The sequence below is a fragment of the Salmonella sp. SJTUF14076 genome, assembly GCF_015534835.1.
In the GTDB taxonomy this organism is placed as follows: Bacteria; Pseudomonadota; Gammaproteobacteria; order Enterobacterales; family Enterobacteriaceae; genus Salmonella; species Salmonella enterica.
Window position 1 is genome coordinate 1,122,137 of the sequence record NZ_CP064674.1, and the last position, 20,835, is coordinate 1,142,971.

A 20,835-nucleotide genomic window follows, 5' to 3' on the forward strand; every position below is an offset into this window, starting at 1 on the left:
CAAATCCAGGAATGACGAGAAAAGCGTGAGTGCCTGCATGAAAAAATCAGGAGAGAACGATAAGCGGGAGGGGCGAAAGCCGGGTAAACGGCCTTACAACCCGATGCAAAAGCCACCGGAATATCACGAATAGCTATCGGTGAACGACCTTCGAATCCTTGAACGGGCGCTATTGGCCTGGGAGCAGATGGGGATGCAGGGCTTTCCATAGAATTATATTATTCTTCACCGGTATAAAAATAACCATGATAAATGAATAGCATAACCTTAACAGACTGGGGAGCTCCTTAACACCCTAAGGAGCTTAAACAAAGGTAAACGCTCACTATCCGCTTAATTTACGGCTTCCTGTCGGTGAAAACCTCGCCACCAGACCAGTAAATTAAGTAAGGCTACCGTGACACCCGCCAGACAAACGCCGGCCCAGCCGGCATGTTGCCAGGCGGAGGCGGAAATCAGCGACCCTGCGGCGCCACCGATAAAGTAGCTGGTCATATAGCCGGCGGTGAGCCGGTTACGCGCATCCGGATGCAAACGATAGATGACCGTCTGATTGGTGATATGTACCCCCTGAACGGTGAGGTCCAGTACCAGAATGCCAATAATCAGCGCCAGTACCGAGGTGTGCCCAAGCCAGATCGCCAGCCAGGAGAGTAACAGCAGCAGTAAGCCGAACGTGGTGGTGAGGTGAGATTTACCTTTATCGGCAAATCCGCCAGCCGGACGCGCGCCTAAAGCGCCGGCAGCCCCCGCCAGGCCAAACAGGCCAATCATCCCCTCGGAATAGCTAAACGGCGGCGCGGCGAGCAAAAAGGCCATTGATGTCCAGAGGATGCTGAAATTAGCAAAGGTCAGACAGCCCAGCAGCGCGCGGGTACGCAGCAGCTTATCGTGAATAAACAGGCTGAATACAGAACCCAACAGTTGCGGGTAGTTAAGATGGGTGTCGGATTTGAGCTTTGGCAGTCCCCGCCATAACGCGACGGCCATCAGCGCCATCAGCGCCGACGCTACCCAAAATACGGTGCGCCAACCGCCGAGGTTTGCCAGCAGTCCGGCGACCGTTCGCGCCAGCAGGATCCCCAGCAACAGGCCGCTCATAATGGTGCCGACCACTTTACCGCGGGTGGCGGGCGTCGCAAGCGTGGCGGCCAGCGGAACCAGAATCTGCGCCACCACGGAGAACAGTCCGGTTAAGGCCGTTCCGAGTATCATCATGCTAAGCGACTGACTGCTGGCGGTGATCAGCATTCCGCCAGCCGCCAGCAACGTCATGGAGACAATCAGCGTTCGGCGTTCAAACATGTCGCCGAGCGGCACCAGAAACAACAGGCCAGCGGCATAGCCCAACTGCGCGGCGGTAACGATAAACCCTGCGGAGCTGGCGGAAAGCGAAAAGTGATGCGCGATGGTATCAAGCAGCGGCTGGGCGTAGTAGTTGCTGGCGACCGCCAGACCCGTGGCCACAGACATTAAAACGATCAGCGCCGGGCTAAGCCCATGAGTGGGTTTCGTCATTATGGTAATCGTGATTTAGATAATTATTTCCTGGGAAAACAATCATAGCGGATGTTGATGAATAAAGGGGAACAGTGACGTGATGAATCGTGCGCTTTGAGGAGAAATTGCGTTGGCCGGATAGCGGCGCATGAACTGCGCCTTATCCGGCATAAAAAACGATATTATTTCTGCGCGGCCAGCGCTTCTTTCACCCAGCCGTCAAACTGCTGCTGGTGGGCGTTGATCCAGCCGTCTACGTGGCCCTGAACATCGGCTTCAGACGATTTACCGGCATGCATCATGGCGTTCTGCGCGTTGATATCCGCCAGCGGCAGCTTCATGATGGCGAACAGTTTCGCCGCCGCCGGGTTTTTCTCCGCCCATGCCTTATTGGCGACAATATGCATGGTATTAACCGGGAACCCATAGTTCGCGCCGTTCGGCAGTTTAGTATCAATATTTTTCTGTTCGCCTGGCAGGGAGGAGAACGGCACCTGTAGCCAGACGACATCTTTACCCGGCTTCATTACGTCGCTCACCCAGTACGGGGTCCAGGTGTAATACAGCACCGGCTTGCCTTCTTTAAAACGGGTAATGGTATCAGCCATCATCGCCGCATAGTTACCGTGGCTGACCTCAACGGTTTTTTGCAGATCAAACGCTTTATTCTGGTGATTGATTACGGCTTCGCAGCCCCAGCCCGGCGAGCAGCCCATCATGTCCGCTTTTCCGTCGCCATTGGTATCGAAGATTTTGGCGATTTTCGGATCTTTTAGCTGAGCGATATTGGTGATGTTGTACTGCTCGGCGGTTTTTTTATCGATCAGATAGCCCTGCGCAGCGCCGGAGACGAAGACGCCCTCGCGGTAAAATTTTTTGTCTCCGCCTGCTGCGGCATACATATCATCATGCAGCGGCTGCCAGTTCACGGCGGTAAACGTCGCATCGCCAGAGGCGATGGAGGTGTAGCCTACGTTGTAATCGACTTCACTCGGCTTATTTACGGTATAACCCAACTTTTCCAGCGCCCGACTGACCAGTAACGTCTGGAAGGACTCTTCAGAAATCGTGCTTTGGATAGGTTGGACGGTAATGCCTTTGCCAGGCAGGTCGGCAGCGAAAGCGCTGGCGGTGACAAGGGTGGCAAACGCTGAGGCAAATATCACGGTATGTCGCATCGTTGTTCCTTTAATTATGGTAGGGAGTTGTAAGCCCGGTAAGCGCAATGTCACCGGGCGTCAGGAGAGTTACTTAACGAAAGGGCGGGTGATTAGCCCAACAGGACCGGTGGTATACCAGCGACGGTTACCGCGGCTACGCGAGTCGCGCCCGACGGCCTGCGTCAGACGGTCCAGAATGATGGCAAGAATCACAATGCCGACGCCGCCGACGGTTGCCAGCCCCATATCAAGACGACCAATGCCGCGTAGTACCATCTGGCCAAGTCCGCCGACCGCAATCATCGAGGCGATGACGACCATCGAGAGAGCCAGCATCAGCGTCTGATTAACCCCTGCCATAATGGTGGGCATCGCCAGCGGTAGTTGCACTTTGAACAACATTTGGCGCGGGCTGGCGCCGAACGAGCGCGACGCTTCAATTAAGTCGGCAGGCACCTGGTTAATGCCCAGGATCGTCAGGCGTACAATCGGCGGTAGAGCAAAAATAATCGTCACCACCACGCCCGGCACGTTACCGATGCCGAATAACATGACAATCGGCACCAGATAGACAAACGCGGGCGTGGTCTGCATCGCATCCAGCAGCGGACGAACTATTTTGGCTGCGCGCGGGCTGCGCGCCAGCCAGATTCCCATCGGTAATCCGATCACGACGCAGAACAACAGGGCGGTCAATACCAGCGCCAGGGTAATCATCGCCTGCGACCAGGCGCCGATCGCGCCGATGGCGATCAGCGATATCAGCGTTGCGATCCCCATGCCCACGCCGGAAACCTGCCAGGCAATCAGCGCAAAGAGAATAATCGCCACAGGGGCGGGCATTCCCAGCAGCAGTTGCTGAAAGCCGTTAAGAATGTAATCCACCGGCACACGAATCCCCTGAAAAAGGGGACGGAAATGGGTGACGACCCAGTCGATTCCCTCTGTGACCCAGTTATCCAGCGGGATCAGCGTCTTATGGAACGGGTCCAGAAGAGAAAAGTGTTCAGGGGCTGGCGCGGGCGCGCTGTTCAACCAGTCGGTACTGCCGCCGTCCGTGGCTACACCTGCCGGCGTTCCCCAGGCATCAGCCGTTTGCGTCGTAGTATCGGCCACCTGTGCGGTATCCCACGGATTCGTTTGATCAGCCATTGTTACCCCCCTCGCGATCTAAAGCCTGTAGCAACATACGTTTTGAAATAATGCCAACATACTGGTGTTCTTCATCGACAACCGGCACCGCGCAGGGCGCCTGGCCGACGTGAGAGAGCAACTCGCTGAGTGGGGTTTGCGCATCAACGACTAAAGGGTCGTCGATAAGCGCCGCTTCAATCCCTTGCGCCTGGCTTAATGCCGCTTTTAATGAGTCGATGGACACGACGCCCACGAATTTATTGCCACGCTCAATGACGTAACCATATTCACGGTCTTCGTCCTGTAATAATTTCAGTGCCGAACGGGGACCGAAACCTGGCGTTTTACGAATTAAGCCGACCGGACTGCGACGGGCAATATCTTTGGCGCTAAAGACCTGACTAATATCCACGCCACGGAAGAACGTGCGGACATAATCATTTGCCGGATTATTCAGGATCTCATCCGGCGTACCAACCTGTACGACCTCGCCATTTTGCATAATGGCAATCCTGTCGCCAATACGCATAGCCTCATCAAGATCGTGGGAAATAAAGACAATGGTGCGCTGATGTTTCGCCTGTAATTTCACCAGCTCATCCTGCATTTCGGTACGAATTAATGGATCGAGGGCGGAAAACGCTTCATCCATTAATAAGATATCAGGGTTGATTGCCAGCGCGCGGGCAAGCCCAACACGCTGACGCATCCCACCGGAAAGTTCATCCGGGTAGGCGTGAGCGTAATTCTCAAGCCCCACCTGACGCAAGGCGTCCAGCGCTTTTTCGCGACGCTCTTGCGCCGCGATGCCCGCTAATTCCATACCGAATGCCGTATTATCCAGCACGGTCATATGTGGCATGAGCGCAAATGACTGGAAGACCATCGCAATCTTTTTCCTGCGCACCTCGCGAAGCTCAGCGTCTGATATTTTGGCAATATCAACGCCGTCAATCAGTACCTGTCCGCGGGTGGGTTCAATCAGGCGATTGAGAAGGCGTACCATTGTGGATTTACCCGAGCCGGATAATCCCATGATGACAAATATCTCGCCTTCTTCAATGGCCAGACTGGCGTCTTTAACGCCAAGCGATAGCCCCGTTTTTTCCAGTATTTGCTCTTTCGATAGTCCCTTTTCAATATATTTGAAGGCACGCTGCGGATGCTCTCCAAATATTTTATACAGATTCTTCACTTCTAATTTAATTGCCATGCAATAGAACGATTCCTGTTATTTACTTATGTCGATATGTTACCTGATAGAAATAGTTACCTTTTTCTACCCTAACATACTCAGAATCTGAGACAACCCTGAATTTGCTTCTGGCATGAATATTGCGAGGTGCTATCGGCTGTGATTTCCCATGATATAAGGGCTGAACGCGAATGGGGAGGAAGAGATATTTTTTGAGACAACCAGCAAAAATCCACCTGAATTGGAGGAATCCAGGTGAATAATGTCACTCGTATTGAGTGTAGGACATGTTGTAATATTTGCGCGATTTAACCCGGTATTGCTTGAAATAAAGGCATGGAAAATGTAACGTTATTTCCCATGCCCGTAAGGTTAAAAGTTCCAGTCTTCGTCTTCGGTTTCGACCGTTTTTCCCATCACATAAGATGAACCTGAGCCGGAAAAGAAATCATGGTTTTCATCGGCATTCGGCGAGAGCGCGGCAAGGATTGCGGGATTCACGTCTGCCATCTCCGGCGGAAATAACGCCTCATAACCCAGGTTCATTAAGGCTTTATTGGCGTTGTAGCACAAGAAGGCTTTGACGTCGTTAACCCAGCCGGTTTCCGCATATAACGCTTCTGTGTAGCGGATTTCGTTGTCGTACAGTTCCATCAACAAATCCAGCGCGAAAAGCTTTAACTCTTCACGCTCGATTGCCGATAGTTTTTGTAGCGCTATCTGATACTTATAGCCAATATAATAACCGTGAACCGCTTCATCGCGAATGATTAAACGAATCAGGTCGGCAGTGTTCGTGAGCTTACCGCGGCTGGAGAAATACATCGGCAGCCAGAAGCCGGAATAGAACAGAAAAGACTCTAAAAAGACGCTGGCAATCTTTTTCTTTAGCGGTTCATCGCTGACGTAATGAGCTAAAATAATCTGCGCCTTACGCTGAAGCGGCGGGTTTTCTTCGCTCCAGGCGTAGGCGGCATCAACCTCTTTCGTCTGGCACAGCGTGGAGAAAATAGAACTGTAAGAGCGGGCGTGTACCGCTTCCATAAAGCTGATGTTCGACAGTACGGCCTCTTCATGCGGCGTGATGGCATCTGCCATTAACGACGGCGCGCCTGCGATGTTCTGGATAGTGTCGAGCAGCGTAAGACCCGTAAACACGCGAATGGTGAGCTGCTGTTCGGCGGCGCTCAGCGTCTGCCAGGCCGGAATATCATTCGATAACGGCACTTTTTCCGGCAGCCAGAAGTTACTGGTCAGCCGGTTCCACACCTCCAGATCTTTGTCGTCCTGGATCTTGTTCCAGTTGATGGCGCTAATACGAGATAATTTCATATGGCTTTCCTTATAGCGCGCAGGATACGCAGCCTTCAATTTCAGTACCTTCCAGCGCCAACTGGCGAAGCCGGATGTAATACAGTGACTTAATACCTTTTCGCCAGGCATAGATCTGCGCTTTGTTGATATCGCGGGTCGTGGCGGTATCGGGGAAAAACAGGGTGAGCGACAGCCCTTGATCGACGTGGCGCGTGGCCTCGGCATAGGTATCAATAATTTTTTCCGGACCGATATCGTAAGCATCCTGATACATGTCCAGATTTTCATTGGTCATAAACGGCGCGGGGTAATACACACGCCCGGTTTTGCCCTCTTTGCGAATCTCAATTTTGGCCACAATCGGATGAATGCTGGAGGTCGCATGATTAATGTAAGAAATCGAACCGGTCGGCGGCACCGCCTGCAAATTTTGGTTATAGATGCCATAGCGCATCACATCGTCGCGCAGCTTTAGCCACATTTCGCGTGTGGGCAGCGTAATGCCGCTGCGGGCAAATAGCGCCCTGACTTTCGCCGTTTTCGGTTGCCAGTCGTCTTGTAAATACTGCGTAAAATAGTCGCCACTGGCATAGCGCGACTGCGCAAATCCGGCGAAGGTTTTGCCGCGTTCGCGGGCCAGCCGCATTGAAGTATGCACGGCATGCCAGGTAATAGTGTAAAAATAGAGATTGGTGAAATCCAACGCCTCCGGCGAACCGTAGGCAATGCCTTCTCTCGCCAGATAGCCATGCAGATTCATCTGGCCCAGACCGATGGCATGAGAGGCGGCATTACCGGCGGCTATTGAGGGCACGCTGCGTATATGGCTCATGTCCGACACCGCCGTCAGGCCGCGAATAGCGGTTTCTACGGTACGGCCAATGTCCGGTGAATCCATGACGTGAGCGATATTCAGCGAGCCGAGATTGCAGGAGATGTCATGCCCGATGTGGGTATAGTCAAGGTTATCGTCGTAACGAGAGGCGCTATTGACCTGTAAAATTTCCGAGCACAGGTTGCTCATATTAATGCGACCAGCAATAGGATTCGCGCGGTTTACCGTATCTTCAAACATGATGTAGGGATACCCGGATTCGAACTGAATCTCCGCCAGTGTTTGAAAAAAGTCACGGGCGTTAATATAGGTTTTGCGCACGTGCGGATCGGCAATTAATTCATCGTACCGTTCGCTAATGGCGATATCGCCAAACGGTTTGCCGTAGCGTCGTTGTACGTCATAGGGCGAAAAGAGCGCCATTTGCGCGTTTTCTTTCGCCAGCCGGAAGGTGATGTCCGGGATCACCACGCCGAGAGAGAGCGTTTTGATCCGGATTTTTTCGTCAGCGTTTTCCCGTTTGGTATCCAGAAAACGCAGAATATCCGGGTGGTGCGCATGGAGATAAACCGCGCCGGCCCCCTGGCGCGCGCCAAGCTGGTTGGCATACGAAAACGCGTCTTCCAGCATTTTCATCACCGGGATCACGCCGGAAGACTGATTCTCAATGCGTTTGATCGGCGCGCCCGCCTCGCGCAGATTGGAGAGTAAAAACGCGACGCCGCCGCCGCGTTTGGAGAGTTGTAGCGCCGAATTCACCGCCCGCCCGATCGACTCCATATTGTCTTCGATACGGAGCAGGAAGCAGGAGACCAGTTCCCCACGCTGCTGTTTGCCGCAATTTAAAAAAGTCGGGGTGGCGGGCTGAAAGCGACCAGAAAGCATTTCATCGGTCAGTTGGGTGGCCAGCGTTTCGTCACCCTGCGCCAGCGTCAACGCCACCATTGTCACCCGATCTTCAAAGTGTTCCAGATAACGTTTGCCGTCGAAGGTTTTCAGCGTGTAACTGGTATAGAACTTCCAGGCGCCAAGAAACGTCTGGAAGCGAAAGCCGCTGGCATGGGCGTGCTCGAACAGGCGAAGGACGAAGGCGCGGTCGTAACGCGCGAGGACGGCGTCATCGTAATACCCTTCCCGAACCAGCGTCTCCAGACGTTCATGCTGGCTGGCAAACGTCACGGAATGCGGGCGGACGTGGGCGGCAAAGAAGGCGTCGATCGCCTGCTGGTCCTTGTCGAACTGAATATGGCCTGCTTTATCATAAAGATTCAGCATCGCGTTTAGGGCGTGGTAATCCATGGTTTCCTGCATTACGCGCTCCGGGGTAGTTGTTGCCAAAATTCATTTACTCCTTTTCGGACGTTATCGATGTCGCGTTGTGTGCCCATGAGCTCAAAGCGGTACAGCCAGGGTACGCCACATTTTTGTGCTATCACATCGCCAGCGCATCCCCAGGCATCGCCGAAATTGCGATTACCGGAGGCGATAACGCCGCGAATGCGCGCCCGGTTGTGTTCATCATTTAAAAAGCGGATCACCTGTCGCGGCACCGCACCGGCCATCCCGCCGCCGCCGTATGACGGCACAACCAGAATGTACGGTTCGTCTACCCGAATTCGCTCCCGCTCATTGAGCGGAATACGCGTGGCGGGTAGCCCCAGACGCTGCATAAAACGGTGCGTATTTTCAGAGCTGCTGGAGAAGTAGACGAGCGCGCTCATGCGTTTGCCGCGTGGGGTGTCGGGTGCAGACGGTTAATCATGTCCGGACGGAAGCCAGACCAGCTCAAATCGCCCGCCATCACCACCGGTAATTGACGAAACCCTTGCGCCCGGAGCGTATCCGCTGCATCCGGCACCAGATCGACGTTCACCATCTCAAATTCAAATCCACGGCTTTCCATCGCCCGCTTTGTGGCGTGGCACTGAACACAGTTATTGCGAGTGTAAATAGTAATGCTCATGATTCGTATTTCCATTTAAAATGAGAAAACGGCGCGATGAAACGCGTCGGATTGTCGGGTGTTGATACAGGAAATACTAGATGTAGTTGAATTAAGATTCAACCATACAAGATATGGGAATTTTCGATTGATTTTAACGCCGCAGATGAACGCAGCGGGGTAGGGGCGGCATGGCTAATTTTTGCCGGATGGCGGCGTGAACGCCCGATCTGGCCTGCAGGTTCACGCATAACAGAGTTGGCTGGCATCCGCGCCATCCGGCAACAATGCGTCACATTCGCATACCGATCGCCAGACGGTTAAAGCAGTTCATTAAACCGATGGCGAAGGTCAGATCGCTGATTTCACGCGCGCTGAAATGATCGAGCAGCGGCAAGTAAACATTATCTTCGGCGTGGGTTTCAGCAATGTGCGTCACCGATTCCGCCCAGGCTAACGCCGCGCACTCTTGCTCGCTGAAATGGTGGCTTACCCGCCATCCTGCCAGCGCATCTAATTTAGCTTGATTCACGCCAGCCTTACGCAGCGCTTTGCTGTGCATCTCCAGGCAAAATGCACAACCATTTATTTGCGAAACACGCAGGTAAATCAGCTCCATCAGCGTGGGGTCAAGCGTGCTCTTTTCCAGCGCGTTTTTCGCCTGCACCAGAGCGCTGTAAACCTCCGGGCTCAGTTCATAATAGGGTTGGCGTAACGTCGTCATCATGTTTCTCCTCGTGTTGATGACGAGCACTGTAGCACTATAATGGTCTGTAAAAGAGGGCCATATTTTTACAGAAAAAGCAGACCATATGCCGCGCTATCAGCACATCGCTCGTCAGTTAAAAACGGCCATTGAGCAAGGAGAACTCGCGCCCGGAACGCGTTTGCCTTCCAGTCGGACGTGGGCGCAGGAACTGGGCGTTTCTCGCGCCACGGTGGAAAATGCCTATGGCGAGCTGGTGGCGCAGGGCTGGCTGGAGCGACGTGGCCAGGCAGGCACGTTTGTGAGCAACGCTCTACGGTTTGAGACGGCGCCGCCGATACCCGCTGTTTTTGCCGGAGAAAGTCCGGAACCGAAACCCTTTCAGATGGGGTTACCGGCGCTGGATCTCTTTCCGCGCGAGAAGTGGGCGCGAGTGATGGGGCGTCGGTTGCGCACGCAGACGCGCTTCGATCTGGCATTAGGCGACGTCTGCGGCGAGGCGATTTTGCGCCAGGCGATAGTCGATTACCTGCGGGTTTCACGTAGCATTGAATGTCTGCCGGAACAGGTATTTATTACCTCCGGATATGCGGATTCTATGCGGCTAATCCTGCGTACATTGTCTGTGCCGGGAGACAGCATGTGGGTGGAAGATCCCGGTTTTCCGTTAATTCGCCCGGTGATAACGCAGGAGGGGATTACGCTGGCGCCGATTCCGGTCGATGCCGATGGGCTGAATGTCGCGGCGGGGATGCGGGATTGCCCGCAGGGGCGCTTTGCATTGGTGACGCCCGCCCACCAAAGTCCGTTGGGGGTGGCACTGTCGTTAACTCGCCGACGGCAACTTCTGGCATGGGCGGCGAATGTGCAGGCCTGGATTATTGAAGATGATTACGACAGCGAATTTCGTTATCACGGTAAACCACTTCCGCCGCTCAAGAGTCTGGATGCCCCGCAGCGAGTGATTTACGCCGGAACGTTCAGTAAGTCGCTCTTTCCGGCATTACGTACCGCCTGGCTGGTGGTGCCGATAAAGCAGATTGAGCATTTCCGCCAGCAGGCGTCGCTGATGCCCTGTAGCGTACCGTTGTTATGGCAGCACACGCTGGCTGATTTTATCCGTGATGGCCATTTCTGGCGGCATCTGAAAAAGATGCGCCAACATTATGCTCAGCGACGGTTATGGATTGAAGAGGCGCTGGCAGAACAGGGATTTGTCGTGACATTACAGAAAGGCGGTATTCAATTGGTTATTGAGGTTGAAGGTGATGATAAAGCGCAGGTAGCAAAAGCGAATCAGGCCGGACTGGCGGTACAGGCGCTAAGCCGTTGGCGAGTGGTTTCGTCAGGAAAGGGGGGCATTTTACTGTCGTTTACCAATATTACTTCCGCTGGCATGGCGAAACAGGTCGCATGGCAGCTTCGACAGGTGATACGGTAACCGTTTCGCCGAATGGCGCGACCTGGGCCTGCGGCAATGATGCAGGCCCCATAAAGTATGTCGCCATCCGGCTGCGCACGTCGTTAGCGACGCAGGCTAAGCAGCGCCCCGATAAAAATCCCTACCGCTGCGGCGGTTCCTACGCTACACCAGGGTTTTTCACGCACAAACGTATCCGCGCATCCCATCGCATCACAGGCGGCTTGTTTTACGCGAGTACGACCCTGCATCCGCGCCCGGGTCTCTTTCAGCAACGCCTGTGCTTTGCGTCGCGCAGCCTCAGCTTCGTCTTTCGCATCGCTTCCCCAGGATTTAAGGACATCTTCCAGACTGTCGGCTAATCGATTGACATCATTCTGAATATCCTGAACACCATCATCGACGTCGTTTCGGTTCGGTTTGTTAAGCATATGATCCTCCATTGATTTCGATGTAGCTTTCAGTGTAGTTCATATTTTTACCTGCTGAGGCTTGTTACGGCGATATCATGCGTTTCTGGACTTTTCTGAAAGCGTTGATAACGCGCTATCGGGTAAGGTAAGCCCGCAGTACAAGAGAATGAGGATAAAATATGTATTTACGACCTGACGAGGTGGCGCGGGTACTGGAAAAGGCAGGGTTTACCGTCGATGTGGTGACGAATAAGACGTATGGTTATCGACGCGGCGAGAATTATGTTTATGTTAACCGCGAGGCGCGTATGGGGCGTACCGCGCTGATCATTCATCCCAGATTAAAAGACCGTAGCTCATCACTGGCTGACCCGGCTTCGGATATTAAAACCTGCGATCATTACCAAAATTTTCCGCTCTATTTAGGCGGCGAGACCCACGAACATTACGGTATTCCCCACGGCTTTAGCTCCCGAATAGCGTTAGAACGTTATCTGAACGGGCTTTTTGGCGACGAAAAAAGCGACTAAAAGCGCGACTGGCAATGCCAGTCGCGACGTTAACTTATGCCTTAGCCTGATGATAGCTGCTCACTTTAAACAGGCGGCGACAATAATCCAGGAAGTAGCCATAAACCGCGCCCATTAACATTGAAACAACAATGTTTGAACTCACGGCGGCCACTATCTGATGCCAGCCGGCGCCGACGGTCAGCAAGATGATAATATAAACGGGTGACTGAAAGGTGACATAAGCCAATACATCCGCCAGGTTTTTGGCCCATCCCGCCGGGCTTGCCTTACGCGCGACGCGCATAATCAGATCGCGGTAAACGCCGTATGGCCATGCAATCAAAATGTTGACAGGTATCGCCACCAGCCTGGAAGAAAGCGACTGCTCAAAGCTCATTCCGGAGAGGAATATCTCGATCAACATGTTCACAACAGAACAGTAAACAACCATCGCAAACGTGTCTGCTACGGCATGACGCAAGCGTGACTGTGGAGAGAACATGTTAATGCTCCTTGTAGCGTATCGATCAGAATGAGGTGATAGTTGGTAGTGAAATCATAAAGCACTTTTGTCTTTACATAGAGTATATCCCTACATAATAACTATCAACTAGTGTAATATTTTTATTTATAGGCTTTTTGTCGATAAAATACTCTGTGATTGTGTGTTTTTTGCTCGCAGCGAGATTTTCGTTGTTGTTAGTCATTAATTACTTTTAAATCAATGCATTATAATGCATTGTTTTTCTGGCGATTTTCAGCCACATTCCAAATGTTGTCAGATGCGATGTATTCTCGGCTAACGGCACGCGCTCTACTTTTCTCAGCATAATTATAGCTATTGCAGGCTGATTTTTAGCATAAAGCTCTGATGATAATTTTTGAATGATTAATCTATTATTGTGCTGAAATATTCACTTCTGTATAAGGTCAGCCACCGTGAGGGTCACCGCGGTTACTGAGATACGCAATACGCTATAAACAGCCAAACGGGAAACCTACAGATATACCGTAGGCAGAATAACCTGAAACACGCAGGGGGTAATGAATATAACCTTCTGGTTAACAGATTAATATAATTAATCGAGTTATGCTGTGTATATCTGTATGAACTTTAGGATCTGGAAATATAATCAACAATCGCATACAATACCGCCTGTAATAGTTTTTTGTTTTCTGCGTTAAAAGGTTTTTATTGATATGAATTTGATGTTACAGAACTTAAATAATATCCGCACGCTGCGCGCTATGGCTCGCGAATTCTCCATTGACGTTCTTGAAGAAATGCTCGAAAAATTCAGGGTTGTCACTAAAGAAAGACGCGAAGAAGAAGAATTGCAGCAACGCCAGCTTGCCGAGAAGCAGGAGAAAATTAATGCCTTTCTGGAGCTGATGAAAGCAGACGGTATTAACCCGGAAGAGTTATTTGCCATGGATTCAGCAATGCCGCGTTCTGCTAAAAAGCGCCAGCCGCGTCCGGCAAAATATCGTTTTACTGATTTCAATGGCGAAGAAAAAACCTGGACCGGACAAGGTCGTACGCCTAAACCGATTGCCCAGGCGCTGGCGGCGGGGAAATCTCTGGATGATTTCTTAATCTAATCACGGATAGCTTTTAACTGATGGCGCTTCGTTTCCTGTCTCTATTAATCGGGACTCCGGGAACGTTGCGCCATGCTCATTCTGATAAATCAGCACACGCCAAAATCGCCCTCTTCGCAATAGGGGGTGACATCTGCCGCTTTGAGGATCAATTTTTCGCCCGGCTCATTACCGACCTGTACCGCGACAATATGATCCTCGTTGACTTCAATCACTTTCAGTTTCGGCCCACCCATTCGGGGCTGTACGATATCGCCTGGTGTGAACATAACGCTCTCCTGTTGAACAATGGTATAAACCCGCCTTCAGTCTACTACACACCTACCGACGCGCGGTGAAGGTACCGCTTAATGAGTACGGGTATTCCAGGGCATTTTTTCCAGTAGTCGCGCCATTCCGCAGAAGCCGGTCATGCCTGCCAGCATTAACCCGGCCCCGACAAAACCGCTAATGAGGAAAAAGCCGCCGTGGACCGTATAGCCCAGAATCACCCCAAGCAACGTCAACCCGCCGGCGGCGATTTGCACCTGACGCATCAGTGGCAACGGTTGCGATTTGTCTTCTGTGACGGGCAATCCTGCCGCTTTCCATCCGTCGATACCGCCTTCCAGTAGACTGACCTGAGCTGGGGCGGCAATGGCCTGTAGTTTTGCTGCATTGCTGCTGGTTCGTTTACCTGACTGACAGTGAAAAATAATCTGTTCCGCTCGCAGGTTGGCGGGCAAATCGCCCTGTTCAAGCCGGGAAAGCGGCGCCAGTTGCGCATGTGGAATATGCTCGCGCAGATATTCGTCGGCGTCGCGTACATCAATCAGTTTCGCGCCTTGCGCTATCAGCGCTTGCGCCTCACGGGGGGAAACTATCCCAATGGACATCGTGCCTCCTTATGGACAATAGAGATTCTTTAACGTGGCGATAATCGTATTAACCGCCTCATTTTTAATGAAATAGTGAATGCGCTGGGCATCGCGTTGACTATCAATCAGCCCTTCTTCCCGCATCCGCGCCAGATGCTGCGACGTCGCGGAGGGGCTTAGCCCGGTAATGCGCGCCAGTTCGCCTGCGCTGGTTTTTGGCGAACCGCAAAGCATACATAAAATCAGTAATCTTTTTGGGTGGCTCATCGCTTTGAGCAGGGCCGCCGCCTGTTCTGCGCTGGCCTGAAGTTGTTCAAGCTCTGTCATAGTTATTTAAGTATTTTCTAAATTTAGTTAATTCTAAAATAAACATCAACCTGATGCCAGCGTAAAAAGCGTAAAGGAGGGTAAAAGCGCGGCGCGCGACTGGCAGGCTCAGGTAAACTGACTATGCTTAGAGATAAAATCTCTTTTTAAACAATGACTAATTTTGCTTGTATGGAGTGTATATGGGTTTCTGGAGAATTGTATTTACGATTATTTTGCCTCCGCTCGGCGTACTTTTAGGAAAAGGGTTCGGTTGGGCATTTATCCTTAATATCCTGCTGACATTACTCGGATATATTCCGGGGCTTATCCACGCATTTTGGGTTCAGATGCGTCATTAATTACCGGCCACCGGCGGCGCATAAGCGCCGCTTATCAGGATAACCTCATTCCCTCTGCTACACTTTTCTTTGTGTGTATTTTTGACAAGCGAGGTGAATATGGGACTTTTCAATTTTGTAAAAGATGCAGGTGAAAAACTCTGGGACGCGGTAACCGCTAATCATGATAAGGACGATCAGGCGAAAAAAGTCCAGGAACATTTAAATAAAACGGGAATACCCGACGCTGACAAAGTGAATGTGCAAATAGCTGATGGAAAAGCGACAGTGACGGGGGATGGGCTGAGTCAGGAGGCAAAAGAAAAAATTCTGGTTGCCGTGGGGAATATCGCCGGGATTAGCAGCGTTGACGATCAGGTTAAAACCACGACGCCGGCGGCTGAAAGTCAGTTTTATACCGTAAAATCAGGCGACACCCTGAGCGCTATTTCAAAGCAAGTGTATGGTAACGCCAATCTGTATAATAAAATTTTCGAGGCAAATAAACCGATGCTGAAAAGCCCGGAAAAAATATATCCGGGACAAGTGTTGCGTATTCCTGAAGAATAATGGCTATCAGGTCGCGCCAGGCTACATTTTCCCTGCCATCGCCTGGCGAATAATGGGAATCGGCGTCAGCAAATGCTGACGCATTAATTCGCTGGCGCGTGCCGCCTCGCGCGCCAGTATCGCTTCGGTTAGCGTGTGATGCTGGATATGTTTATCTTCCAGCATCTCGACGGACAGAACGGTTTCACGTAACCAAATAAAGCGGTAGCGGGCCGCCAGGTCAAATAAGCGTTCGCGCATCTGTAGCAGATAGTGGGAGCCGCACCCGGCGACAATGGCGGAATGGAACGCCTGGTGGCGCTGATCCCATTCATCGAGCATATGTTCACTGGCATCGCTGGCTTCCAGTTTGCTGAGCATATGCGCTCGCGCCAGGATCTCCGCCTCCCACGCATCATCGCCGCGTTCAATCGCCAGGCGTACCAGCATCGCTTCCATATTGGCGCGCGCGTCAAAAATATCGAGGAGTTCCGCCTCTGACATGGACGCCACGCGATAGCCTTTTTGATTCACCACGGTGACCAGCCGTTCCGCCACCAGTTGTGACAGCGCCTCGCGCAGCGGCCCTACGCCAAGCGCATAGCGGGCGGTTAATAAACTCATCCGCAGTTTCTCATCCGGCTGATAAGTGCCGCGAATAATGTCATTTTTAAGCCAGCGATAGCCATCTATGGCCGTCGGTTGGGAAAGGGCGGTCATCTTTTACTCCTGAGAAGCTTCCCGGCTGACGCCGGGAATAACTAACGTAGGTTTTGCAGGGGGGCTTTTTGCCACCTTATCAGTTTTTTCCAGCGAGACATAATGGGGACAGTACCTATTATGCCCAGCCCTAACAGCCCCGTTGAAATGACTTCTAGTTGCTGTGCCGGTCGAAATAGCATCACCACCAGGACAAAGCAGATAAAGCCGATAACCAGCCAGGTGAGCCACGGATAAAGCCACATTTTCGGCTTAATTTCTCCGCCCTGCGCCAGCAGAATTTTACGCATTCGCAATTGCGAAATCGCAATCACCAGATAGACCAGCAGCGCGATGGCGCCAGAACTGTCGATAAGAAATTTAAACACTTTTGCCGGGGCGTAATAATTGACGATAACGGTTAAAAACGCCGCGCCGGTAGAGAGGAGAACCGCCACCCAGGGCGTTTTGCTACGGTTAGTTTTTCCCATTATCGCAGGCGCATCGCCGCGGCGGCTAAGGGAATAGAGCATCCGGGAGGCGGTATATAATGCGGAGTTCAGACAACTGGTCACCGACAACAAAATCACGCAGTCCATAATGAATTTTGCGTGCGGAATATGAAGCAGCTCCAGTACCGAACGGTACGAACCTACGCTTTTCAGACCCGGCATATTCCACGGGATCAGCGCCACCACCACAAAAATGGAACACAGGTAAAAGATGGAAATTCGCCAGATAACAGAATTGGTGGCGCGTACGATATGTTTATCCGGCGTATCGGATTCCGCGGCAGCAATAGTAACGATTTCCGCGCCCATAAAAGAGAACATGGTGATCAACATGGCGCTTAACACCGCGCCGAAGCCGTTAGGCATAAAACCGCCGTGATCCCAGAGCCGGGAGATACCGCTTACCTCGGCATACGGATAAAAACCGCTAATCGCCGTCGCGCCCAGCGCGATAAACGCCAGAATGGCAATTACTTTACATAGCGCCAGCCAGAATTCGAACTCGCCGTAATTTTTGACGCTCAATAAATTGCTTCCGGTTAAGGCAAGCGTAATCACTAATGAAAATAGCCATACCGGAATACCCGGTATCCATGAATTCAGAATAATGGCGGCAATATTGGCCTCCAGCGGAATAACCAGCACCCAAAACCACCAGTATAACCAGCCGATGGTATACCCGGCCCAGGGGCCGATCGCTTTATCCGCATAGGTGGAAAAAGAACCGGTATCCGGTGTGGCGACGGCCATTTCAGCCAGCATTCGCATAATCATGACGACTAAAAGTCCTGCGAACAGATAGGCCAGCAGTACCGCAGGGCCGGCCTCCGCAATCGCCACGCTGGAACCGACAAACAGGCTGGCGCCGATGACGCCGGCGATCGATAACATGGTGACGTGGCGTGATTTCAGCCCGCCCCCTAATGCATGTGATTCTGACAATTGCCCCATCCTAAAACCTCTTTATTGTTATTGCGCTCGTTTACCGGATGGCGCCTGGCTTATTCGGCCTACAATCGAAACGGTTTTTGTAGGCCGGATAAGACAGTTACGTCGCCATCCGACGCTGCTTATTGGACATTACGCTTGTTTCGCCTCATCAAAGCACTGGGCGATAATCTCCAGGCCTTGCCGAATCTGCGAGGCCTCAATAGTGAGTGGAACGAGGATGCGCAAGATGTTGTAGTAAGGACCGCAGGAGAGCAGAATTAACCCTTTCTCGCGGGCGCGGGCCACAATGTCGGCGGTCAGAGCCGCGTTCGGTTTGCCGGGGTCGCCATTTTCGAACAACTCAATGGCGATCATGGCGCCCAGTCCGCGCACGTCGCCAATCTCACGGTGCGTTTCCGCTATCTCCATCAGGCCATCGCGCAGCGTTTTGCCAAGCGTATTCGCCTTTTGCAGTAGATTTTCCTGCTCGAAAATGTCCAGTACCGCCAGCGCGGCGGCGCAGGCAATCGGGTTTCCGGCATAGGTGCCGCCCAGCCCGCCCGGCGCGATAGCGTCCATCACGTCTGCCCGGCCGGTAACGCCTGCCAGCGGAAAGCCGCCGGCGATCGATTTCGCAAACGTGGTAATATCTGCCGCAACGCCCATCTGTTCCATGGCGAACAGCGTACCGGTCCGGCCCGCGCCGCTTTGCACTTCGTCGGCAATCAACATAATGCCGTGTTGGTCGCATAGCGCGCGCAGTCGCTGCATAAACTCGGGAGAGGCGGCGTAAAATCCGCCTTCGCCCTGTACCGGCTCAATAATAATGGCGGCGATATCTTCCGGCGCGGCATCATTTTTAAAGATGCGCTCAATGCTGGCGATGGCGTCGTCGTCGCTGATGTTGTGTAGCGGGCAAGGATAAAGCGCGCGGTAGACATGGCCTGGCATCAATCCCATACCAGCAGAGTACGGGTGTACTTTCCCGGTCAGAGAGAGCGTGTAGTGGGTACGACCGTGGTAAGCGCCGCTAAACGCGATAGCGCCGCTGCGTTTTGTCGCCGCGCGGGCGATTTTCACCGCGTTTTCAACCGCTTCTGAACCGGTCGTGACCAGCAACGTTTTTTTGGCGAAATCGCCCGGTACCTTCTGGTTCATGCGTTCGCACAGCGCCAGGTACGGTTCATAGGCCAGCACCTGAAAACAGGTATGCGACAATTTCTTCAGCTGCGCTTCGACCGCTGAAACAATGCCGGGATGTAAATGACCGGTGTTCAGGACGGCAATGCCGCCCGCGAAATCGAGATACTCACGGCCTTCGACATCCCAGACCCGACAATTTTCCGCCCGCTCGGCGAAAATCGGGTGAATCTGCCCCACGCCGCGAGGAACGGCGTTATGACGGCGCTGCATTAAAGCGTTATTGGTATTCATTAGCGACTCTCCTGTTAAAGGCCGATGCACATATATTTGATTTCTAAATAATCTTCGATGCCGTATTTGGAACCTTCACGGCCTAATCCGGAGGCCTTAATACCGCCGAAAGGCGCGACTTCGTTGGAGATAATGCCGGTATTAATACCGACGATGCCGTATTCCAGCGCTTCGCCGACGCGGAAAACGCGGCTTAAATCGCGTGCATAAAAATAGGCTGCCAGGCCGAACTCGGTATCGTTAGCCTGTCTGATGACATCCGCCTCGTCGCTGAAGCGGAACAGAGGCGCGAGCGGCCCGAATGTCTCTTCTTTGGCGACTTTCGCGTTATCAGGAACATCCGCCAGAATGGTCGGTTGAAAGAAGTTGCCGCCCAATTTGTGCGCTTCACCGCCCGTAATGACGCGGGCGCCTTTTTCCAGCGCATCGGCGATATGCTCCTGGACTTTCGCCACGGCTTTTTCATCAATCAGCGGCCCGATAGCGACGTCGGCTTGCAGGCCGTCGCCGACCGCGAGCTTATTTACCGCCTGGTTGAGTTTTTCCGCAAAACGATCGTAAACGCCGTCCTGAACATACAATCTATTGGCGCAGACACAGGTCTGCCCGGCGTTGCGAAACTTCGAAGCCAGCGCGCCTTCGACGGCTTTATCCAGATCGGCATCGTCAAAGACGATAAACGGCGCATTGCCGCCCAACTCCAGCGATACTTTTTTAATGTCTTTGGCGCATTGTTCCATCAGCTGGCGGCCAATCTCCGTCGAGCCGGTAAATGACAGTTTGCGTACCAGCGGGTTGCGGGTCAGCTCGTCGCCGATATCGCCTGCCGAACCGGTAACGACGTTAAATACGCCTGCGGGAATTCCGGCGCGCCGGGCCAGTTCCGCCAGCGCCAGCGCGGAAAATGGCGTCTGGCTGGCGGGTTTGAGTACCATTGTGCAGCCTGCGGCCAGCGCGGGGCCGGCTTTACGGGTGATCATCGCTGAGGGAAAGTTCCACGGGGTAATCGCGGCGGTGACGCCGATGGGCTGTTTAATCACCAGCAGCCGTTTATCGGCCTGATGACCTGGAATCGTGTCGCCATAGATACGCTTGCCCTCTTCGGCGAACCATTCAATAAACGAGGCGGCATAGCTAATTTCGCCTTTCGCTTCCGCCAGCGGTTTACCCTGTTCCAGCGTCATCAGACGCGCCAAATCGTCCTGATGTTCCATCATCAGATTAAACCAGCGACGCAGGATATTGGCTCGCTCTTTGGCGGTGAGCGCGCGCCAGGCGGGCAGGGCGCGATTGGCGGCGTTGATGGCGTCGCGCGTCTCTTCCGCCCCCATTTTGGGCACATTGCCAAGCGGTTTCCCGTTGGCGGGGTTGCTCACGGGGATGACATCGCCGCCGCGCGCGTCGCGCCAGTCGCCATCGATAAAGGCCTGCTGGCGGAACAGGGTAGAGTCGTTAAGTTGCATAATTGCTTCCT

Annotated in this window: 23 protein-coding genes; 5 read left to right on the forward strand and 18 right to left on the reverse strand. The window is 52.8% G+C overall.

Annotated elements, in window-relative coordinates; genetic code table 11:
* Positions 1-333: 333 nt before the first annotated feature.
* The 9 genes from HU143_RS05535 to HU143_RS05575 all read right to left on the reverse strand — a co-directional run bounded on the left by HU143_RS05535 (position 334) and on the right by HU143_RS05575 (position 9,804).
* Positions 334-1,518 (reverse strand): MFS transporter, encoded by a 1,185-nt coding sequence (locus HU143_RS05535; RefSeq protein WP_000165769.1) that lies wholly within the window; start codon positions 1,516-1,518, stop codon positions 334-336.
* A gap of 164 nt (positions 1,519-1,682) precedes the next feature.
* Positions 1,683-2,678 carry a glycine betaine/L-proline ABC transporter substrate-binding protein ProX gene (gene proX / locus HU143_RS05540; RefSeq protein WP_001216613.1) on the reverse strand — a complete coding sequence of 332 codons (996 nt, stop codon included), beginning with the start codon at positions 2,676-2,678 and terminating at the stop codon, positions 1,683-1,685.
* A gap of 69 nt (positions 2,679-2,747) precedes the next feature.
* Entirely contained in the window at positions 2,748-3,812 is a 1,065-nt protein-coding gene (proW, locus tag HU143_RS05545; protein ID WP_001582082.1) for a glycine betaine/L-proline ABC transporter permease ProW, read from the reverse strand.
* Complete coding sequence (gene proV / locus HU143_RS05550) at positions 3,805-5,007, reverse strand: glycine betaine/L-proline ABC transporter ATP-binding protein ProV (protein ID WP_000985529.1); 1,203 nt, start codon at positions 5,005-5,007, stop codon at positions 3,805-3,807. Before proV ends, proW begins: the two co-directional genes overlap by 8 nt.
* Before the next feature lie 354 nt (positions 5,008-5,361).
* Positions 5,362-6,321 (reverse strand): class 1b ribonucleoside-diphosphate reductase subunit beta, encoded by a 960-nt coding sequence (gene nrdF / locus HU143_RS05555; RefSeq protein ID WP_000777903.1) that lies wholly within the window; start codon positions 6,319-6,321, stop codon positions 5,362-5,364.
* A 10-nt stretch (positions 6,322-6,331) separates the two neighbouring features.
* Positions 6,332-8,476, reverse strand: a complete 2,145-nt coding sequence (gene nrdE, locus HU143_RS05560; protein ID WP_000246622.1) for a class 1b ribonucleoside-diphosphate reductase subunit alpha — start codon at positions 8,474-8,476, stop codon at positions 6,332-6,334.
* Positions 8,449-8,859 carry a class Ib ribonucleoside-diphosphate reductase assembly flavoprotein NrdI gene (gene nrdI / locus HU143_RS05565; protein ID WP_001275409.1) on the reverse strand — a complete coding sequence of 137 codons (411 nt, stop codon included), beginning with the start codon at positions 8,857-8,859 and terminating at the stop codon, positions 8,449-8,451. Before nrdI ends, nrdE begins: the two co-directional genes overlap by 28 nt.
* The gene (gene nrdH / locus HU143_RS05570; RefSeq protein ID WP_000028870.1) at positions 8,856-9,101 is read right to left on the reverse strand and encodes a glutaredoxin-like protein NrdH; all 246 of its coding nucleotides are present in this window, start codon (positions 9,099-9,101) and stop codon (positions 8,856-8,858) included. Before nrdH ends, nrdI begins: the two co-directional genes overlap by 4 nt.
* A gap of 271 nt (positions 9,102-9,372) precedes the next feature.
* Positions 9,373-9,804 (reverse strand): carboxymuconolactone decarboxylase family protein, encoded by a 432-nt coding sequence (locus HU143_RS05575; protein WP_000209815.1) that lies wholly within the window; start codon positions 9,802-9,804, stop codon positions 9,373-9,375.
* 88 nt (positions 9,805-9,892) lie between these two features.
* On the opposite strand from HU143_RS05575, the gene HU143_RS05580 reads away from it, so the two are divergent.
* A complete protein-coding gene (locus HU143_RS05580; RefSeq protein ID WP_001138467.1) occupies positions 9,893-11,227 on the forward strand; it encodes a PLP-dependent aminotransferase family protein in 1,335 nt (444 codons plus the stop codon).
* Between the two features lie 83 nt (positions 11,228-11,310).
* Here the strand turns inward: HU143_RS05580 and HU143_RS05585 are convergent, their stop codons facing one another.
* Positions 11,311-11,637 (reverse strand): DUF883 domain-containing protein, encoded by a 327-nt coding sequence (locus HU143_RS05585; RefSeq protein WP_001519557.1) that lies wholly within the window; start codon positions 11,635-11,637, stop codon positions 11,311-11,313.
* A 161-nt stretch (positions 11,638-11,798) separates the two neighbouring features.
* Here HU143_RS05585 and HU143_RS05590 point away from each other — a divergent pair, with 161 nt between their 5' ends.
* Entirely contained in the window at positions 11,799-12,149 is a 351-nt protein-coding gene (locus HU143_RS05590) for a DUF2002 family protein (protein ID WP_000281304.1), read from the forward strand.
* 34 nt (positions 12,150-12,183) lie between these two features.
* Here HU143_RS05590 and alaE read toward each other — a convergent pair whose 3' ends face one another.
* The gene (alaE, locus tag HU143_RS05595; RefSeq protein ID WP_000492669.1) at positions 12,184-12,633 is read right to left on the reverse strand and encodes an L-alanine exporter AlaE; all 450 of its coding nucleotides are present in this window, start codon (positions 12,631-12,633) and stop codon (positions 12,184-12,186) included.
* A gap of 698 nt (positions 12,634-13,331) precedes the next feature.
* On the opposite strand from alaE, the gene stpA reads away from it, so the two are divergent.
* Positions 13,332-13,733: a DNA-binding protein StpA gene (stpA, locus tag HU143_RS05600; RefSeq protein ID WP_001051100.1), complete on the forward strand. Its 402-nt coding sequence runs from the start codon at positions 13,332-13,334 to the stop codon at positions 13,731-13,733.
* 89 nt (positions 13,734-13,822) lie between these two features.
* On the opposite strand, the gene HU143_RS05605 is transcribed toward stpA, so the two are convergent.
* The 3 genes from HU143_RS05605 to HU143_RS05615 form a co-directional block, all read right to left on the reverse strand.
* Complete coding sequence (locus HU143_RS05605; RefSeq protein ID WP_000494942.1) at positions 13,823-14,002, reverse strand: hypothetical protein; 180 nt, start codon at positions 14,000-14,002, stop codon at positions 13,823-13,825.
* Positions 14,003-14,080: 78 nt separating this feature from the next.
* Complete coding sequence (locus tag HU143_RS05610; protein WP_000022011.1) at positions 14,081-14,608, reverse strand: rhodanese family protein; 528 nt, start codon at positions 14,606-14,608, stop codon at positions 14,081-14,083.
* A 9-nt stretch (positions 14,609-14,617) separates the two neighbouring features.
* Positions 14,618-14,917, reverse strand: coding sequence for an ArsR/SmtB family transcription factor (locus tag HU143_RS05615; RefSeq protein WP_000137432.1), 300 nt, complete (start codon positions 14,915-14,917; stop codon positions 14,618-14,620).
* A gap of 182 nt (positions 14,918-15,099) precedes the next feature.
* On the opposite strand from HU143_RS05615, the gene HU143_RS05620 reads away from it, so the two are divergent.
* Together HU143_RS05620 and lysM are read left to right on the forward strand one after the other, a co-directional pair.
* A complete protein-coding gene (locus HU143_RS05620; protein WP_000508175.1) occupies positions 15,100-15,258 on the forward strand; it encodes a YqaE/Pmp3 family membrane protein in 159 nt (52 codons plus the stop codon).
* Between the two features lie 99 nt (positions 15,259-15,357).
* Positions 15,358-15,807, forward strand: a complete 450-nt coding sequence (lysM, locus tag HU143_RS05625) for a peptidoglycan-binding protein LysM (RefSeq protein WP_000522406.1) — start codon at positions 15,358-15,360, stop codon at positions 15,805-15,807.
* A gap of 21 nt (positions 15,808-15,828) precedes the next feature.
* Here lysM and csiR read toward each other — a convergent pair whose 3' ends face one another.
* The 4 genes from csiR to gabD all read right to left on the reverse strand — a co-directional run bounded on the left by csiR (position 15,829) and on the right by gabD (position 20,824).
* Complete coding sequence (gene csiR / locus HU143_RS05630) at positions 15,829-16,506, reverse strand: DNA-binding transcriptional regulator CsiR (RefSeq protein ID WP_000126152.1); 678 nt, start codon at positions 16,504-16,506, stop codon at positions 15,829-15,831.
* A 41-nt stretch (positions 16,507-16,547) separates the two neighbouring features.
* A complete protein-coding gene (gene gabP / locus HU143_RS05635) occupies positions 16,548-17,948 on the reverse strand; it encodes a GABA permease (RefSeq protein WP_023226799.1) in 1,401 nt (466 codons plus the stop codon).
* Positions 17,949-18,077: 129 nt separating this feature from the next.
* Positions 18,078-19,361 carry a 4-aminobutyrate--2-oxoglutarate transaminase gene (gene gabT / locus HU143_RS05640; protein ID WP_023226800.1) on the reverse strand — a complete coding sequence of 428 codons (1,284 nt, stop codon included), beginning with the start codon at positions 19,359-19,361 and terminating at the stop codon, positions 18,078-18,080.
* 14 nt (positions 19,362-19,375) lie between these two features.
* Positions 19,376-20,824: an NADP-dependent succinate-semialdehyde dehydrogenase gene (gene gabD / locus HU143_RS05645; protein WP_023226801.1), complete on the reverse strand. Its 1,449-nt coding sequence runs from the start codon at positions 20,822-20,824 to the stop codon at positions 19,376-19,378.
* Positions 20,825-20,835 lie beyond the last annotated feature (11 nt).

What these genes read in the sequence shown, in the direction of transcription:
- HU143_RS05535 (WP_000165769.1), bottom strand. Translation starts at nt 1,518, where the DNA reads ATGACGAAACCCACTCATGGGCTTAGCCCGGCGCTGATCGTTTTAATG.
- proX (WP_001216613.1), bottom strand. Translation starts at nt 2,678, where the DNA reads ATGCGACATACCGTGATATTTGCCTCAGCGTTTGCCACCCTTGTCACC.
- proW (WP_001582082.1), bottom strand. Translation starts at nt 3,812, where the DNA reads ATGGCTGATCAAACGAATCCGTGGGATACCGCACAGGTGGCCGATACT.
- proV (WP_000985529.1), bottom strand. Translation starts at nt 5,007, where the DNA reads ATGGCAATTAAATTAGAAGTGAAGAATCTGTATAAAATATTTGGAGAG.
- nrdF (WP_000777903.1), bottom strand. Translation starts at nt 6,321, where the DNA reads ATGAAATTATCTCGTATTAGCGCCATCAACTGGAACAAGATCCAGGAC.
- nrdI (WP_001275409.1), bottom strand. Translation starts at nt 8,859, where the DNA reads ATGAGCGCGCTCGTCTACTTCTCCAGCAGCTCTGAAAATACGCACCGT.
- nrdH (WP_000028870.1), bottom strand. Translation starts at nt 9,101, where the DNA reads ATGAGCATTACTATTTACACTCGCAATAACTGTGTTCAGTGCCACGCC.
- HU143_RS05575 (WP_000209815.1), bottom strand. Translation starts at nt 9,804, where the DNA reads ATGACGACGTTACGCCAACCCTATTATGAACTGAGCCCGGAGGTTTAC.
- HU143_RS05580 (WP_001138467.1), top strand. Translation starts at nt 9,893, where the DNA reads ATGCCGCGCTATCAGCACATCGCTCGTCAGTTAAAAACGGCCATTGAG.
- HU143_RS05585 (WP_001519557.1), bottom strand. Translation starts at nt 11,637, where the DNA reads ATGCTTAACAAACCGAACCGAAACGACGTCGATGATGGTGTTCAGGAT.
- HU143_RS05590 (WP_000281304.1), top strand. Translation starts at nt 11,799, where the DNA reads ATGTATTTACGACCTGACGAGGTGGCGCGGGTACTGGAAAAGGCAGGG.
- alaE (WP_000492669.1), bottom strand. Translation starts at nt 12,633, where the DNA reads ATGTTCTCTCCACAGTCACGCTTGCGTCATGCCGTAGCAGACACGTTT.
- stpA (WP_001051100.1), top strand. Translation starts at nt 13,332, where the DNA reads ATGAATTTGATGTTACAGAACTTAAATAATATCCGCACGCTGCGCGCT.
- HU143_RS05605 (WP_000494942.1), bottom strand. Translation starts at nt 14,002, where the DNA reads ATGTTCACACCAGGCGATATCGTACAGCCCCGAATGGGTGGGCCGAAA.
- HU143_RS05610 (WP_000022011.1), bottom strand. Translation starts at nt 14,608, where the DNA reads ATGTCCATTGGGATAGTTTCCCCCCGTGAGGCGCAAGCGCTGATAGCG.
- HU143_RS05615 (WP_000137432.1), bottom strand. Translation starts at nt 14,917, where the DNA reads ATGACAGAGCTTGAACAACTTCAGGCCAGCGCAGAACAGGCGGCGGCC.
- HU143_RS05620 (WP_000508175.1), top strand. Translation starts at nt 15,100, where the DNA reads ATGGGTTTCTGGAGAATTGTATTTACGATTATTTTGCCTCCGCTCGGC.
- lysM (WP_000522406.1), top strand. Translation starts at nt 15,358, where the DNA reads ATGGGACTTTTCAATTTTGTAAAAGATGCAGGTGAAAAACTCTGGGAC.
- csiR (WP_000126152.1), bottom strand. Translation starts at nt 16,506, where the DNA reads ATGACCGCCCTTTCCCAACCGACGGCCATAGATGGCTATCGCTGGCTT.
- gabP (WP_023226799.1), bottom strand. Translation starts at nt 17,948, where the DNA reads ATGGGGCAATTGTCAGAATCACATGCATTAGGGGGCGGGCTGAAATCA.
- gabT (WP_023226800.1), bottom strand. Translation starts at nt 19,361, where the DNA reads ATGAATACCAATAACGCTTTAATGCAGCGCCGTCATAACGCCGTTCCT.
- gabD (WP_023226801.1), bottom strand. Translation starts at nt 20,824, where the DNA reads ATGCAACTTAACGACTCTACCCTGTTCCGCCAGCAGGCCTTTATCGAT.